We start from the raw sequence: 13,439 nt of genomic DNA, 5'->3' as shown, positions 1-13,439 counted from the left end.
ACAGGGGGGAACAGATCTTGTACACCCGCACACGTCTCGCAGTCGCCGCCGGACTCCTGTCCGGCCTCATCGCACTGTCCGTCACCACCGCAACCGCCGCCCCCGCACCCCACACCGACCGGATCACCGAGTCGGCCACGGGCGAGCAGGGCGACAGCAACTCCTACGGCCCCGAGTTCAGCGGCGACGGACGCTTCGCCGTCTTCTCGTCCCAGGCCACCAACCTGGTGCCCGGCGACACCAACGGCCTCACCGACGTCTTCGTGCGCGACCTGCGCAAGGGCACGGTCGAGCGGGTCAACGTCAGTACCGGCGGAGCCCAGGCCGACGGGGAGTCCTCCGTGTCCGACATCAGCCGTGACGGCCGGTACGTGCTGTTCACCTCCCAGGCCCGCAACCTGGACCACTGGGACACGCCGCCGCCCGCCGAGGAATGGGTCGACGACGTCTATCTGCACGACCGCCGCACCGGTACCACCGAACGGCTCAGCTTCGGGGTCGACGGACGCTCCGTCGACGCGGGCGGCGCCGCCATGTCGGCCGACGCCCGCTACATCGCCTTCACCGCCCGTCCCAACCGGATGGAGGCCGACGACCCCAACGGCTACCGGATGCTCTACCTCCTCGACCGCACCACCGGAACCGTCAAACGCGTCAGCGACCGAGCCCGTCCGGACTGGACGTCCGTTCTCTACGACGTCAGCGAGGACGGCAGCCGCCTGGTCTACAACCAGTTCCAGTACCGGGGGCCGGGCTCGGCCCTGTGGGCGTACGACATCCGCGAGGGCACCCGGCAGCAGCTGAACGTCACACCCGACGGCACCCCGACCAGCCAGGCCCTCGACGGCTCGCTCACCGCGAACGGCCGGTTCGTCGCCTTCAGCTCCGGCGCCCCGGACCTGGTCCCGGGCGACACCAACGACACCACGGACGTGTTCGTGCGTGACCTGGTCGGCGGCGAGATCCGAAGGATCTCCCACAACGCCGAGACGGCCTTCGGCACCCAGAGCCCCGAGATCAGTCCCGACGGCCGGTACGTGGCCTACGAGGCGACCCTGCGGAACCGGGAGACGGGCTACTTCGGCGTCGGCAACATCTACCTGCGCGACCTGCGCACCGGATCGATCCGCCTCGTCACCGAGTCGGTCACCGGAGGCACCGTGGAGGACGAGAACGTCACCCTCTACTCCGTCACCCGCGGCGGCAGGGCGGTCGGCCTCGCCTCCGGTTCCGCGCAACTGGTGCCGGACGACACCAACGGGGTCACCGACGGCTTCGTCCGCCACCTGCGGTGACCAGCACCCGGTTCGCATCCTGAGACGGACGGTGAGCGCGGGGGAGTCTTGTGCCAGACTGCCCCCGTGCTCTCGTTCGCCATGATTATTGGCAGCAGGCGCGCCGGTCCGCAGTGACCGCCACGTACGACCAGGTACGGGCGGACACCGTCGTCCTCGACCCGCGCGCAGACCTCTCGCACCCGCGAGAGGTTTTTCGCTTTTCTGGCCCACCCGTAACCAGAGGCGAGAGCGCGAGGGACCATGTGGGGACGGTGGAGCCGGTCATTCCGGTACAGACCGAGATCCAATCCTCAGGAGCCTTGAGACCATGACCGCAACCAGCGAGCTCGACGATCAGTTCCACGTCTTCGACACCACCCTGCGCGACGGCGCCCAGCGGGAGGGCATCAACCTCACCGTCGCGGACAAGCTGGCCATCGCGCGGCACCTGGACGACTTCGGCGTGGGCTTCATCGAGGGCGGCTGGCCCGGCGCCAACCCGCGGGACACCGAGTTCTTCGCCCGCGCCCAGCAGGAGATCGAGTTCAAGCACGCCCAGCTGGTCGCCTTCGGCGCGACGCGCAGGGCCGGCGCCAAGGCGGCGGAGGACCCGCAGGTCAACGCGCTGCTGGCGTCCGGCGCCCCGGTGATCACCCTGGTCGCCAAGTCCCACGACCGCCATGTCGAACTCGCCCTGCGCACCACGCTGGACGAGAACCTGGAGATGGTCCGCGACACGGTGTCGTATCTGACGGCACAGGGCCGCCGGGTCTTCGTCGACTGCGAGCACTTCTTCGACGGCTACCGCGCGAACCCGGAGTACGCCAAGGCGGTCGTACGGGCGGCCTCGGAGGCGGGCGCCTCGGTGGTCATCCTCTGTGACACCAACGGAGGCATGCTCCCCGCCCAGGTCCAGGCGGTCGTCTCCACGGTCCTCGCCGACACCGGCGCCCGGCTCGGCATCCACGCCCAGGACGACACGGGCTGCGCGGTCGCCAACACCCTGGCCGCGGTGGACGCGGGCGCCACCCACGTCCAGTGCACGGCCAACGGCTACGGCGAGCGCGTCGGCAACGCCAACCTGTTCCCGGTGGTCGCGGCCCTGGAGCTGAAGTACGGCAAGAAGGTGCTGCCAGAGGGCAAGCTGCGCGAGATGACGAGGATCTCGCACGCGATCGCCGAGGTCGTGAACCTCACCCCCTCGACGCACCAGCCCTACGTGGGCGTCTCGGCCTTCGCCCACAAGGCCGGCCTGCACGCCTCGGCCATCAAGGTCGACCCGGACCTCTACCAGCACATCGACCCCGAGCAGGTCGGCAACACGATGCGCATGCTGGTCTCCGACATGGCGGGCCGCGCCTCGGTCGAGCTCAAGGGCAAGGAACTGGGCGTGGACCTCGGCGGCGACCGCGAGGTGGTCGGCCGGGTGGTGGAGCGCGTGAAGGAACGCGAGCTCAAGGGCTACACGTACGAGGCGGCGGACGCGTCGTTCGAGCTGCTGCTGCGCGCCGAGGTCGAGGGCAAGCCCCTGAAGTACTTCCAGGTCGAGTCCTGGCGCGCGATCGTCGAGGACCGCCCCGACGGCAGCCACGCGAACGAGGCCACGGTGAAGCTCTTCGCCAAGGGCGAGCGCATCGTCGCCACGGCGGAGGGCAACGGCCCCGTCAACGCCCTGGACCGCGCGCTCCGGGTCGCCCTGGAGAAGATCTACCCCCAGCTCGCCAAGCTCGACCTCGTCGACTACAAGGTCCGCATCCTGGAAGGCGTTCACGGCACCCAGTCCACGACCCGCGTGCTCATCTCCACGTCCGACGGGGCGGGGGAGTGGTCGACCGTGGGAGTCGCGGAGAACGTGATCGCGGCGTCCTGGCAGGCCCTGGAGGACGCTTACACCTACGGCCTGCTGCGCGCCGGCGTGGAGCCCGCCGAGTAACCGCCGCTCAACACGAGTCCTCGGCGAGCTCCTCGAACTCGCCGAGGCTCATGGCCCGGCCATCGGCCCAGACCTGACCGGGCCGCAGAGCGGCGAGGTCTGCCGCGCGGAACGTGCCGGTGCCCGTGTACTCGTAGTTGAACTCGGCCTTCCCGAAGGCGAGTCGGTAGGTGTACGCCGGCACCAGCCGTTGCTGCCCGGCCACCCGGGCGTGCCACGCGGCCGGCGGCTCGAACAGCGGGAACCCGATGTCCTCGCCCGCGCGTTTGCCGGACGTCTCCCAGCCGGAGAGGTTCTCGTCGGAGTCCCCCTCGGTCGGGGCCCCGGTCAGCCGGAGACCTTGGATCAGGTCGTCGCCGCACGGCCGCAGCAAGGCCTGGGGTGCCCCCGAGGCGTCCAGCCGTACCGCGACCAGCGGCAGCAGCGAGGCCCCGCACCCACTCAGCAGCAAGGCCCCGCCCACGGCCCCGACCAGCGCCGCCACCCCCGCACGCCCCATGCCCCCACCCTTCGTCGCCTTCACCACATCACGGGACGGGAAGCCGGGCGACCACTGTTGTGCACCGTTCCCATTGCGGTCCCACAACGTGCCTCACCAGCCCGCCAGTTGGGGCTGAATGGCTGACGTGATGCCTTGACGGGCCTGGGTGCCACCAGTTAACTCACGGCGTGAGGTAAGCCATGAGTGGACTAACGAGAGCCAAGGGGAAGCTCCATGCGAAGAACCGCCCTGCTCGCCTCAGCCGCCCTGCTGACAACCCTGCTGCCGATGGTGTCCGCACAGGCACAGCCACAGGCCGCCGACGATCCCGCCTCGGTCCCCGTGGACCGCTTCGAGGGCGAGGTGCCCTTCGCGAACCCGCCCGCCGGGGGCATCTTCACCTGGGGCAGCGACAACGACGACCCGCCCGCGCTCGCGCTCGAAGAACGCGCCGACGCCCCCGAGGGCGACCGCGTCCTGTCCGGCGCCTACGACATCAGCGGCTACGGCGGCTTCACCCATGACTTCGCCTTCGCCGAGCCCGCCCACGACTGGTCCGCCCACAAGGGCATCCGCTTCTGGTGGGAAGGCCGCGACAACGGCAAGAAGGTCGCCTTCGAGCTCAAGGACGGCGGCGCCGACGGCGAGGCCTCCGAGCTGTGGACGACGTCCTTCACCGACGACTTCAGCGGCTGGAAGCAGATCGAGATCCCCTTCACCGACTTCGCCTACCGCACGGACTACCAGCCCGTCGGCGGCATCGACCACATCCTCGGCCTCACCGGGACATGGGGCTACGCCGTCACCCTCCCCGTCGGCATCCAGGGCCGGTTCGCCATGGACGGCGTCGAGTTGTACGGCAAGGCCGACCAGTCACTGCGCGCCTCCGTCCTCACCGACTCCGCCGTCCACCCGACGGACGAGGGCGGCACGGCGACCGTGAAGATCTCCGTCGCCACCACGGGCTCCGCCCCGATCGACGAACCCGTCACCGTCGCCTACGAGACGGCCGCGACCGGCACCGCCGACCCCGGCAAGGACTACACCCCGGTCAGCGGGACCATCACCTTCCCGGCAGGCACCGTCTCCGGCGCCACACGGACCGTGCGGGTACCGACGCTGAAGGACAAGAAGGCTGAGCCCGCGGAGACCGTCCCCCTCGCCCTCACCGTCACCGGCGCCAAGCCCCCGGCCGAGACCCCGCAGATCGTCGTCGACGCGCACGGACTGCCGTATCTGGACGCCGAGTTGCCGGTGAAGCGGCGTGTCGCCGACCTCCTCTCCCGTATGTCGCTCGCGGAGAAGGCCGGCCAGATGGCCCAGGCCGAGCGCGGAGCCGTGGGGACCGGGGCGGACGTCGCCACGTACGACCTCGGCTCGCTCCTGTCCGGCGGCGGCTCCACGCCGACGCCCAACACCCCCGAGGCCTGGGCGAAGATGATCGACGGCTTCCAACTCCGGGCCCAGGCGACCCGCTTCCAGATCCCCCTCGTCTACGGCGTCGACGCCGTCCACGGCCACAACAACCTGGTCGGCGCCACCGTCATGCCCCACAACATCGGCCTCGGCGCTTCCCGGAACCCCCAACTCGCCCAGCGGACCGGCGCGGTCACCGCCGCCGAGGTCCGCGCCACCGGCGTCCCCTGGGACTTCGCCCCCTGCCTCTGCGTCACCCGCGACGAACGCTGGGGCCGCTCCTACGAGTCCTTCGGCGAGGACCCGGCCCTCGTCGACTCCCTGGAGACGGTCATCCAGGGCCTCCAAGGCGCCCGGAACGGCAAGGACTTGAAGGACAACGACAAGGTCCTCGCCACCGCCAAGCACTTCGTCGGCGACGGCGGCACCGCGTACGGCTCCTCCACCACCGGCACCTACACCATCGACCAGGGCGTCACCAAGGTCACCCGGCAGCAGCTGGAAGCCGTCCACCTGGCGCCCTACGAGACCGCCGTCGACCGCGGGGTCGGCACCGTGATGCCCTCGTACTCCTCGCTCGACGTCCTCGGCGACGGCCAGGGACCGGTCAAGATGCACGCCCGCGCCGACATGATCAACGGCGTGCTCAAGGGCCGTATGGACTTCGACGGCTTCGTGATCAGCGACTGGGACGGCATCGACCAGATCCCCGGCGACCGCGCGTCCGACGTCCGTACGTCGGTCAACGCCGGCGTCGACATGGTCATGGTCCCGTACGCCTTCAGGGAGTTCCGCACCACGCTCATGGAGGAGGCACGGGCCGGGCGCGTCAGCGGGCAGCGCATCGACGACGCGGTCTCCCGCATCCTCACGCAGAAGTTCCGCCTCGGTCTCTTCGAGAAGCCGTACGCCGACACCAGCGGCGCCTCGAAGATCGGTTCCGCCGAGCACCGGGCCGTCGCCCGCCGGGCGGCCGCCGAGTCACAGGTGCTGCTGAAGAACGCCGACGGCGTGCTGCCGCTGAAGGGGTCCGAGAAGGTGTACGTCGCCGGCTCCAACGCCGACGACATCGGCAACCAGAGCGGCGGCTGGACCGTCACCTGGCAGGGCGCGTCCGGCGACATCACCCCCGGTACGACGATCCTGGAGGCCATGCGGAAGAACTCCGCGCGGCTGACGTACTCCAAGGACGCCTCCGCCCCCACGACCGGCCACGACATCGGGGTGGTCGTCGTCGGCGAGACCCCGTACGCCGAGGGCGTCGGAGACGTCGGCAACGGTCATGACCTGGAGCTGAGCCCCGCCGACCGGGCGGCCGTCGACAAGGTCTGCGCGGCCATGAAGTGCGCGGTGCTGATCGTCTCCGGCCGCCCCCAGCTCATCGGCGACCGGCTGGGCGAGATCGACGCGCTGGTGGCCTCCTGGCTGCCCGGGACGGAGGGCGACGGCGTCGCTGACGTCATCTACGGCAAGCGCGCCTTCACCGGGCAACTCCCCGTCACCTGGCCGAAGTCGCAGGAGCAGCTGCCGATCAACGTCGGCGACACGGCGTACGACCCGCAGTTCCCCTACGGCTGGGGCCTCACCACGCTGACCAAGGTGCCGGAGGGCGGCGCGACGACACTGAAGGCGCTCGGCGTCGCGGCGGCGGTGGCCGAGAAGGCGGGGTCCGAGGAGACGGGCCGCGCGATCGTGACCAAGGCGCGGCTGATCGTCCAGCAGAGGAAGATCACGGCCGCGTCGGCGAAGCCCTTCGCCGAAGCGGACCACCTGCTGCTCACCGGGCGGTACGCGGCGGCGGTGGCACAACTGACACAGGCCTACCGGGCGACCGGCTGAGGCTCTTTTGGGAGGCTTCGGGTAGCTTCGAAGTATGACGTCCGTCCTGCGGACCCGAAGCCTCCCAGGGCTGCTCGCGGCACTTGTGCTCGCGGCCCTGACCGTACTGTGGGCGGTTCCCGCGCCCGCCTCCGCCGCCACGAGCGTCTCCAGGATCGCCGAGGCGCTCCGCGAGAGTCCGGTGTACGTCGACCCGGCGGCGTCCGCGCAGCTGTCCTCCGGGGACGCGGCCGCGCTCGCCGAGCAGATCGAGGACGCGGACAAGGCCCTGTTCGTGGCGGTCCTGCCCGCGGACCAGCCGACCGAGAACCTCCTGCGGAACCTGCGCACCGCGACCGGCGTGACAGGTCTGTACGCGGTGCGGGTCGGCGACCGTTTCGACGCGGGCGCGGATTCCTCGGTCCTGCCCAGGACGGCCGTGCGCAACCTCGTCGCGAGCGTCGGGGGCGAGAGTGACGCGAAGAACCAGCTCGACGACTTCGCGGACCAGGCCCTGGCCAACATGGGCGGTTCGGCGCCCGCGAGCTGGGGCTCGTCCTCCGACGGCGGAGGGGTTCCGGCGGGTGCGCTGGTGACGGTCGGCGCCGTGCTGGCGGCCGGTGGCGTGGGCGCGTACACGCTGGTCCGCCGCAACCGCCGCCGCCAGGCGGAGGAGCAGCGGGCCGCCCTGGAGAAGCTGCGGGTCGTGGTGGACGAGGACATCACCGCCTTCGGCGAGGAACTGGACCGTCTGGACTTCCACCCCGCCGAACCGGGCGCGGACGACGCCATGCGCGAGGACTACGAACACGCGCTCGACTCCTACGAGAAGGCGAAGTCGTTCATGGCGGCCGCACGGCAGCCGGAGGAGGTCCGTGCGGTGACCCAGGCCCTGGAGGACGGCCGTTTCTCCCTGGCACGACTGGCCGCCCGCAGGGAGGGCCGGCCCCTCCCGGACCGCCGCCCGCCCTGCTTCTTCGACCCCCGCCACGGCCCGTCCACCACGGACGCGACCTGGACCCCGCCCAGCGGCGCCCCGCGAGAGGTCCCCGTCTGCGCGGCCGACGCGACCCGCCTCGCCGACGGCCGCGACCCGGTGATGCGCGAGGTCGACACCGACCAGGGCCGCCGCCCCTACTGGGACGCGGGCCCCGCCTACGGCCCCTGGGCCGGCGGCTACTTCGGCGGCGGCCTCCTCCCCGGCCTCCTCGTCGGCACGATGCTCGGCAGCATGATGACCACCCCGGCCTACGCGTCCGACTACGGCCCCGACTCCGGCTACGAAGGCGGCGACATCTCGGGCGCGGACTTCAACTCCGACGACTTCTCGGGCGGCTTCGGCGGCGGCGACTTCGGAGGGGGAGGCGACTTCGGCGGGGGAGGATTCTGACGCCGGTCCAGGCAATCCCAGCCCGTCGGGCGCTTGGGGACGAAGACTTGCCATCCCAAGCCCCCGCCCACCCGCTGGGACGGAGCCTCTCGACGCCGGCCCGGGCAATCTCGGCTCGTCCGGCGTCCGGGGAGGAGGGTTCGCCGTCCCGATCCCCCGCCCGCCCGCAGGTGCTGTGCCCCTGGACGCCGGGCCAGGCAATCTCAGCCCGTCCGGCGTTTGAGGACGAGGCCCTTCGGGCCGATCGGGGCCTGGGGCGGAGCCCCAGTGGGGTCGAAGGGCGGAGCCCCTGGGGGTGGGACGGGTAGGGGCGGCGGGGGCGAAAGAAGCCCCGTCCACGAACAACGGGCCCGGCGCACCACACGCCGAGCCCGCGGAAGTTCGTACGAGACAACCCGTGCGTCAGAGAGAAGCCGCAGCCGACGCGATCGCCGACGCGAACGTCGACACCTCGGTGTACACACCGGGCGCGTTGGCCCGCGCACACCCGATACCCCAGCTCACGATGCCGACCTGCACCCACGCGTTGCCGGCGTCCCGCCGGAACATCGGCCCACCTGAGTCCCCCTGACAGGTGTCGACCCCACCCGCCGCGTACCCCGCACAGATCTCCTCGCTCGCGATGAGCCCGCTGTACCCGCTGTACGAACGGCAGGTCGCGTCACTCACGAACGGCACGGTCGCCTTGAGCATGTACCGCTGCTGAGCGCCACCCTCACTGGCCGCGCCCCACCCGGCGACGGTGAACGTCCCGGTGTTGTACTGCGTGGTCGTGGCGATCTTCAGCGTCGGCAGATTGATCGGGGAGGCGAGCTTGATGAGCGCCCAGTCCTTGCCGTCGCCGTTGTACCCGGGAGCCCGGTACACGTACGTCGATCTGACCTGGACCCGCCCGCTGGTGGACTGCAGGTCCACGACACCGGCGGTGGCGGTGATGGAGGTGTTCGCGCCGGTCCCGTTCACACAGTGCGCGGCGGTCAGCACGATCTGCTGCGTGTACAGCGCGCCGCCACAGCCCATGGAGAGCCGGACCATGAACGGGAACTCGCCCTGCGCGGCACGGGTTCCGCCGACGACGGGAGCGGGGGCGGCCTGCGCGGCCGAGACGGGCTGAAGACTGGCGATCGCGAGGGCGGCGGCGCCGAGGGCCACGCATCTCTTGAGGGCCGTGAGGAGTCTCTTCAACGTTCTGCCTTCCGTGGGGGGTGGAAGTACTCATGAAGTGCTCAGTCACAGATCTGTCGTGCGCATGCCAATAAGAAACACAAAGAGGCGCCCATCTGCCGGTATGGGCCTGGCATGGGCAGGTCAAATCTGTTGCTGGATTATGAGAACGCTGCGACAGGCCGCACAAGGGGTGTGATTCGGCCAGCCCGGCCGCGCGCCGACTAGGACAGGAACCGACCTCATAGCGGCGTACGGTCGTGCCATGTCGGAAACCTTCGCCTCCGCCGCCGCCCTCGACGCCTGGCTCACCACCCACCCGGCCCCCCACCCCGGCCTCTGGGTGAAGGTCGCCAAGAAGGGCTCGGGCGTCCCCTCCGTCACCGCCGCCGAGGTCAATGACGTGGCCCTCTGCCACGGCTGGATCACCGGTCAGCGCAAGGGATTCGACGCCTCGCACTTCCTCCAGAGGATCACCCCGCGCCGCACCGGCAGCCTCTGGTCCATGGTCAACGTCCGCCGGGTCGAGGTACTGATCGCCGACGGCAGGATGCGTGAGACCGGCCTCGCGGAGATCGACGCGGCGAAGGCGGACGGACGGTGGGCGGCGGCGTACCTCTCCCAGAAGGAGGCGGGGGTGCCGGACGACCTGGCCGCCGCGCTGGAGCGCAGCCCGCGGGCCGAAGCGGCCTTCGAGGGGCTCGGCAGGACGGACCGGTACCAGGTCATGCTCGGTGTGCTGCGGGCCCTCACCCCGGAGAGCCGGGCCGCTCAGGTCGCCTCGGCGGTGGCCGGCCTGGAGGAGCTGTCCGGTCACGACGGCTGAGAACGCCGAGCGCCCGCCCTCAAGGACACGAGGGCGGGCATGCTCACGAAAGACGCGTCACGCGTTCTTGATGGCCGAGATGTCGAAGTTCAGCTTGATCTTGTCGGAGACCAGCACGCCGCCCGTCTCCAGCGCCGCGTTCCAGGTCAGGCCCCACTCGGAGCGCAGGATCGTGGCCTTGCCCTCGAAGCCGACGCGCTCGTTGCCGAAGGGGTCCTTCGCGGCGCCGTTGAACTCGAGGTCGATGGTGAGCGGCTTGGTGGTGCCGAGGATGGTGAGGTCACCGGTGATGCGGTAGTCCTCGTCGCCGAGGGCCTCGGCCTTGGTGGAGCGGAAGGTCATCGTCGGGAACTCGTCCGTCTTGAAGAAGTCCGCGCTCTTGAGGTGGCCGTCGCGGTCCGCGGAGCCCGTGTCGATGCTGTCCATCTTGACGTCGATGGACGCCGAGGACGCGGCCGGGTCGCCGCCGTCCAGGTGCAGCGAGCCGCTGAAGTCGAGGAACTTGCCCTTCACGTTGGTCACCATGGCGTGGCGGACGGTGAAGCCGATCGTCGAGTGAGCCGCGTCGATCGAGTAGTCGCCGGTCAGGGCGGTCAGGTCGGTGTTCGCCATGGCGTGCTCCTTGGGAAGTGAGGAAGTTGAACGTTGAATTACCTAACAGGAACGACCGTAGACCTATTCCGTACAAGTTTCAACATCATCCGTAAAGTGTTGGCGTGATTACGCTGAGGTGGTAGATGCCCAGGGCATGAACCCGCATCCCAGAGGCCCCCTCCGGCTCACCCGCCGGGCCGCCTTACTCACCGCGGCGCTCCTCGCCACGGCCGCCCCAGGTGCCCGCGCCGCCGCCCCCGACCCCTACCGCGCCCTGCGCCTCCGCTGGCTCGACATCGCCCTCGGCGCCGGCTACGACCCCACCGCCGAGCCGTACGCCGCCCGCCTCGCCGAGACCGGCGCACTCGCCCGCGGCTTCCGCGCGACCATGACCCCCACCGCGACCTCCCTCTGGCCCGGCCACCCCTACGACCCGCCGTCCGGGATCACCCAGAGCTACAGCCGCCTGTGGACCATGACCCAGGCCTGCGTCCAGCCGGGCACCGGCTCCACCGGCGACGAGTCCCTCCTCGCGGACGTCCTCCGCGGCCTCGACCACCTCTCCGCCACGGTCTACAACCCCTCCACCACCCGCTACGGCAACTGGTGGGAATGGCAGATCGGCAGCCCCCGACTGCTCATGGACCTCACGGCCGCGCTGTACGACCACCTCACCGACGACCGACGGGAAGCCGCCTGCGCCGCCGTCGACCACTTCATCCCCGACGCGATGCTGAGCGACTACTCCGGTACCTCCACCGGCGCCAACCGCGTCGACCTGTGCCGCTCCGTCGCCCTGCGCGGCATCCTCGGCCCGGCACCCGCCAAGATCGCCCTGGCCCGCGACGCGCTCTCGCCGGTCTTCCCGTACGTCGTCCAGGGCGACGGCCTCTACGCCGACGGCTCGTTCGTCCAGCACACCTGGGTCGCCTACTCCGGCACCTACGGCCAGGTCCTCCTCGACGGCCTCGGCCGTCTCTTCGCCCTCCTCGCCGGCTCCGAGTGGGCCGTGACCGACCCGAACCGGCAGATCGTCCTGGACGCCGTGGAGCACGCCTACGCGCCCCTGATCCACGACGGTCTGATGATGGACAGCGTCAACGGCCGTGCCATCAGCCGGGGTTACCTCAAGAGCGACGACCGGCACGTGCTGCGCGGCGATCACTTCCACGGCCAGGGCGTCATCGCCGCGACGGCCCTCCTCGCGGGCGCGGCGAGCGAGGCGGAGCGGGAGCGCTGGTACGGCCGTATCAAGGGATGGATCGAACGGGACACCGTCTCCCCGATCCTGACGGCACGTCAGCTCGGGGTGGCCGACCTCGCCCGACTGCACGCGGTCGCCGAGTCCCCCGTGCCAGCCGCCCCCGACCCCGTCGGCCACCGCCTCTTCGCCGCCATGGACCGTGCCGTCCACCGCCGCCCCGGCTTCGTCGCGAACATCGCCATGGCGAGCGACCGCATCGCGTACTACGAGTGCGGCAACGGCGAGAACCCGCGCGGCTGGCACACCGGAGCCGGAATGCTCTCCTGGTGGACCGGCGGCCGGACGGGCCGAGCCGACCAGTACACAGACTGGTACTGGCCCACCGTCGACTGGTACCGCCTCCCGGGCACCACCGTCTCCACCCGCCGCCTTCCCGACCGGGCCGGCGGCGAATGGGGCGAGCCCAAGCCCGACGCGCGCTGGGTCGGCGGTGTCACCGACGGCGAGTACGCGGCGATCGGACAGCATCTGAAGGGCCTCGGCTCGACGCTGGAAGCCCGTAAGTCGTGGTTCTGTGTCGCCGACGCGGTGATCTGCCTGGGCGCCGGCATCACCTGCTCCGACGGCGTCCCGGTCGAGACCGTCGTCGACAACCGCAACCTGGGGGAGGGCGGCACCCCGGCCTTCGTGCGGGGGCGTGGCTGGGCCCACCTGGAGGGCCACGGCGGCTGGGTGGTGCCGTACGGCGAACTGCGCACTCTCCGCGAGGACCGCAGCGGCGCCTGGTCGGACATCAACACCACCAGTACGACCGAGCGGGCCACCCGCCGCTGGCAGACCCTCTGGCTGGACCACGGCACGGACCCGACGGACGCGTCGTACGCCTATGTCCTGATGCCGGGGGCGTCCCGCCACGGGGTCGCGGCCCGCGCCGCCGACCGCCAGTGGCTGAAGGTGCTCGCCAACGACGGCACCCGCCAGGCCGTCCATGTGCCCTCCCTTTCCCTGACGGCCGCCAACTTCTGGCAGGCCGGTACGGCGGGCCCGCTCGCCGCCTCCGCGGGCGCGAGCGTGCTGGTACGCCGCCGGGGCCGCACCGCTACCCTCTGCGTGAGCGAGCCGCCGCGGACGGGGGAGCCGGTGGAGATCGTCTGGGACCACCCGGTCCGCGAGGTGATCCGGGCCGAAGAATCGGTCGAGATCCTCGCCACGGGCCGCCGTCTGCGCCTCAGAATCACCCCGGGGAGGGCATGTGCCCCCCATGAATGTGAGGTGGCTCTCAGCTGATGTCTTTGTGTGATCTCTACAAGCGGGACGCCCTCTGAGCAGTCGGAAT

The 13,439-nt window shown here is 70.8% G+C and carries 9 protein-coding genes; 6 read left to right on the top strand and 3 right to left on the bottom strand.

Features of this window, described 5'->3' with window-relative positions; translation table 11 throughout:
- The first annotated feature begins 17 nt into the window (after nt 1–17).
- Both QF037_RS15075 and cimA read left to right on the top strand, forming a co-directional pair.
- The gene (locus QF037_RS15075) at nt 18–1,295 is read left to right on the top strand and encodes a TolB family protein (RefSeq protein ID WP_307025484.1); all 1,278 of its coding nucleotides are present in this window, start codon (nt 18–20) and stop codon (nt 1,293–1,295) included.
- Nucleotides 1,296–1,605: 310 nt separating this feature from the next.
- Entirely contained in the window at nt 1,606–3,210 is a 1,605-nt protein-coding gene (gene cimA, locus QF037_RS15070; RefSeq protein ID WP_307025482.1) for a citramalate synthase, read from the top strand.
- Between the two features lie 7 nt (nt 3,211–3,217).
- Here the strand turns inward: cimA and QF037_RS15065 are convergent, their stop codons facing one another.
- Nucleotides 3,218–3,709 (bottom strand): hypothetical protein, encoded by a 492-nt coding sequence (locus tag QF037_RS15065; RefSeq protein WP_307025480.1) that lies wholly within the window; start codon nt 3,707–3,709, stop codon nt 3,218–3,220.
- A 216-nt stretch (nt 3,710–3,925) separates the two neighbouring features.
- Between QF037_RS15065 and QF037_RS15060 the strand changes: the two genes are divergently transcribed.
- Both QF037_RS15060 and QF037_RS15055 read left to right on the top strand, forming a co-directional pair.
- Nucleotides 3,926–6,946 carry a glycoside hydrolase family 3 protein gene (locus tag QF037_RS15060; RefSeq protein WP_307025479.1) on the top strand — a complete coding sequence of 1,007 codons (3,021 nt, stop codon included), beginning with the start codon at nt 3,926–3,928 and terminating at the stop codon, nt 6,944–6,946.
- A gap of 34 nt (nt 6,947–6,980) precedes the next feature.
- Entirely contained in the window at nt 6,981–8,315 is a 1,335-nt protein-coding gene (locus QF037_RS15055) for a hypothetical protein (protein ID WP_307025477.1), read from the top strand.
- 402 nt (nt 8,316–8,717) lie between these two features.
- Here the strand turns inward: QF037_RS15055 and QF037_RS15050 are convergent, their stop codons facing one another.
- Complete coding sequence (locus tag QF037_RS15050; RefSeq protein WP_307025475.1) at nt 8,718–9,500, bottom strand: serine protease; 783 nt, start codon at nt 9,498–9,500, stop codon at nt 8,718–8,720.
- A gap of 244 nt (nt 9,501–9,744) precedes the next feature.
- Here QF037_RS15050 and QF037_RS15045 point away from each other — a divergent pair, with 244 nt between their 5' ends.
- A complete protein-coding gene (locus QF037_RS15045; RefSeq protein WP_307025473.1) occupies nt 9,745–10,305 on the top strand; it encodes a YdeI/OmpD-associated family protein in 561 nt (186 codons plus the stop codon).
- A 57-nt stretch (nt 10,306–10,362) separates the two neighbouring features.
- Here QF037_RS15045 and QF037_RS15040 read toward each other — a convergent pair whose 3' ends face one another.
- Nucleotides 10,363–10,917: a YceI family protein gene (locus tag QF037_RS15040; protein WP_307025471.1), complete on the bottom strand. Its 555-nt coding sequence runs from the start codon at nt 10,915–10,917 to the stop codon at nt 10,363–10,365.
- 136 nt (nt 10,918–11,053) lie between these two features.
- Here QF037_RS15040 and QF037_RS15035 point away from each other — a divergent pair, with 136 nt between their 5' ends.
- A complete protein-coding gene (locus QF037_RS15035) occupies nt 11,054–13,390 on the top strand; it encodes a polysaccharide lyase 8 family protein (RefSeq protein WP_307025469.1) in 2,337 nt (778 codons plus the stop codon).
- Nucleotides 13,391–13,439 lie beyond the last annotated feature (49 nt).

Origin of the sequence: Streptomyces canus (genome assembly GCF_030815415.1) — a bacterium.
In the GTDB taxonomy this organism is placed as follows: domain Bacteria; phylum Actinomycetota; class Actinomycetes; order Streptomycetales; family Streptomycetaceae; genus Streptomyces; species Streptomyces canus_F.
This window is presented reverse-complemented; position numbering and strand designations above follow the sequence as displayed.